The following is a 2,491-nucleotide window of genomic DNA, read 5'->3' on the forward strand; positions in this document are numbered from 1 at the left end:
GGTTGCCGCCGCGTACCGTCAGGTGGGTCAGGGCGGCCGCCGCGGCGACCACCACGTCGCGCTTGAGCCACCGGCCGGTGCCGAAGTCCAGGCTCGCCGAGAGGTCCACCGCCAGCCAGGTCTCCAGTTCCCGGTCGGCCACCGTACGCCGGACGTGCGGCATCGTGGTCCGGGCGGTGACCGGCCAGTCCATCCGGCGTACGTCGTCGCCGGGGCGGTACTCGCGGGACTCCCCCGCCTCGCTGCCCGGCCCGGGCAGCAGTCCGGCGTAGTCCCCTTGGAGCAGGCCGTCGAGCTTGCGGGTGACCAGCAGTTGCAACCGGGACAGCACCGCCCCACTTCGCTCCGCGTCGTCCCGGGCCGGCATGGGTGGGGTCACGGCCGCTGCCCGGGCCAGCCCGCGCCGGCCGGCGCGCCCGGTGCCGGCGGGCTGGCCTGCTGCCGGGGCGCGACGGCGGGCAGCGGAATGGTCGACATCACCCGGTGCACGACGTGGTCGGCGGGCACGTCGTCGGCGAGCGCGTCGTAGCTGAGCACCAGCCGGTGGCGCAGGATGTCCGGGGCGATGTCCTGCACGTCCTGCGGCAGCGCGTAGTCCCGGCCGCGCAGCAACGCCAGCGCCCGGGTGGCCCGGACCAGCCCGAGCGAGGCGCGCGGGCTCGCACCGTACTGGATGAGCTGCGCGACGTCCGGCATGCCGTGCTCGGCCGGGGCACGGGTGGCCAGCACCAGCCGGACCGCGTAGTCGACCAGCGCGTTGTGCACGAAGACCTGGTCGGCCTTGCGCTGCAGGGCGATCAGGTCGGGGGTGCTGAACACCGGCGTGGGCTCGGGCGGGGAGACGCCCATCCGGTAGACGATCTCCCGCTCCTCGGCGTCGGTCGGGTAGCCCACCAGGATCTTCATCAGGAAGCGGTCGCGTTGCGCCTCCGGCAGGGGATAGACGCCCTCCTGCTCGATCGGGTTCTGCGTCGCCATCACCAGGAACGGGTCGGGCACCCGGTGGGTCTCACCGCCGATCGACACCTGGCGCTCGCTCATCACCTCCAGCAGCGCCGACTGCACCTTGGCCGGCGCCCGGTTGATCTCGTCGGCCAGCAGGAAGTTCACGAAGACCGGGCCGAGCTCGACATCGAACTTCTCGCTGGACTGGCGGTAGATCCGGGTGCCCACGATGTCGGCGGGGACCAGGTCGGGGGTGAACTGGACCCGGGCGAACGAGCCGCCCACCACCTGGGCGAGGGTCTCCACCGCGAGGGTCTTCGCCACCCCGGGCACCCCCTCCAGCAGGCAGTGCCCGCGGGCCAGCAGGGCGACGAACATCCGCTCGACCATCCGGTCCTGACCGACGATCACCCGCTTGATCTCGAACAGGGCGCGTTCCAGCAGGGTGGCGTCCTCGGCCGGGGTCGTGCCGACCGGCGGCGCCTCCGGCAGGGCCTCGGTCGGGGTCGGGGCGTCGGGCGTGGTCGGCTGGGCCACCGGTCCTCCACAGCATGATCGGTCGTCGCGGCGTGGTGCGTATCAAGACTGTCATGCCCGGCTGAGAGCGGAGGGTGGGAGAGACCGATTTTCGCCGCGCCGTCCCGCGCCCCGGAAAACGCTGAACACGGGTGGACAGGAAGGGGTACGGCGTGTGTACGATTCACCCCGTCGCCGGGCGGCTCCCCCCGTGGCCGCCCGGCGCTAAAACTTCCCGGAGCGCGGCCTAGACTCGCCCGGATGACCACTTCCCGCCCTGCCGACGAGGCGCCGATCTGCTCGGCACGCGGTTGCCGCGCGCCCGCCGCCTGGGCGCTGCGCTGGAACAATCCCCGCCTGCACGACCCCGACCGGCGCAAGACCTGGCTGGCCTGTCCCGAACACCGGGAATCGCTCGGCGCGTTTCTCGACGCGCGTGGCTTCCTGCGCGAGGTGGCGGCGGTGGCCGGATCGCCTACGCTCGAAGGGTGAGTGAGCGCAGCGGATCACCCCGGTGAACGGTGACGACCTCGCCGGGCCGCCGTCGGCCCCGGCCGGCCCGCTGGAACCGTGGCCGGACACCGTCCGCTGGCAGCCGATCTCCCCCGACCTGATCTGGGTGGAGCTGATCCGACTCGGCGTGCTGCTGGCCGTCCTGCTGATCGGCCTCGGCCTCGGCTGGGCGTTCAGCGGGCAGTGGCTCTTCGGCGCCGCCCTCGGCGTGGTCGTCCTGCTGGCCGGCTGGCGGGCGGCCACCATCGTCCGCGCGGTGCACGCCTGGGGGTACGCCGAGCGGGAGCACGACCTGCTGGTCCGGCACGGGCTGCTGGTCCGGCGGCTCTCCATCGTCCCGTACTCGCGGATGCAGTTCGTCGACGTCAGCGCCGGGCCGCTGGAGCGGGCGTTCGACCTGGCCACCGTGCAGTTGCACACGGCCGCGGCGGCGAGCGACGCGCGGGTGCCCGGGCTGCGGCCGGCGGAGGCCGCCCGGCTGCGCGACCGGCTGACCGCGCTCGGCGAGGACCGGGCG

At 73.7% G+C, this 2,491-nt stretch carries 4 protein-coding genes; 2 read left to right on the forward strand and 2 right to left on the reverse strand.

What is annotated here, in order from left to right; all coding sequences use genetic code 11:
* Positions 1 to 397 (reverse strand): DUF58 domain-containing protein (locus JNW87_RS37495; RefSeq protein ID WP_238455356.1); only part of this gene is annotated, 397 nt, incomplete at its 3' end.
* Positions 376 to 1,482: a MoxR family ATPase gene (locus tag JNW87_RS37500; RefSeq protein ID WP_109800183.1), complete on the reverse strand. Its 1,107-nt coding sequence runs from the start codon at positions 1,480 to 1,482 to the stop codon at positions 376 to 378. The genes JNW87_RS37500 and JNW87_RS37495, both read right to left, overlap by 22 nt.
* Positions 1,483 to 1,722: 240 nt before the next feature.
* Here JNW87_RS37500 and JNW87_RS37505 point away from each other — a divergent pair, with 240 nt between their 5' ends.
* Complete coding sequence (locus tag JNW87_RS37505; RefSeq protein WP_109800184.1) at positions 1,723 to 1,953, forward strand: hypothetical protein; 231 nt, start codon at positions 1,723 to 1,725, stop codon at positions 1,951 to 1,953.
* Between the two features lie 22 nt (positions 1,954 to 1,975).
* The coding region (locus JNW87_RS37510; protein ID WP_238455355.1) for a PH domain-containing protein at positions 1,976 to 2,491 on the forward strand (516 nt) is incomplete at its 3' end.

Origin of the sequence: Micromonospora sp. ATA51 (genome assembly GCF_016802855.1) — a bacterium.
GTDB lineage: Bacteria > Actinomycetota > Actinomycetes > Mycobacteriales > Micromonosporaceae > Micromonospora > Micromonospora sicca.

Coding starts and splice junctions, on each gene's coding strand:
- JNW87_RS37505 (WP_109800184.1), top strand. CDS start 1,723: ATGACCACTTCCCGCCCTGCCGACGAGGCGCCGATCTGCTCGGCACGC.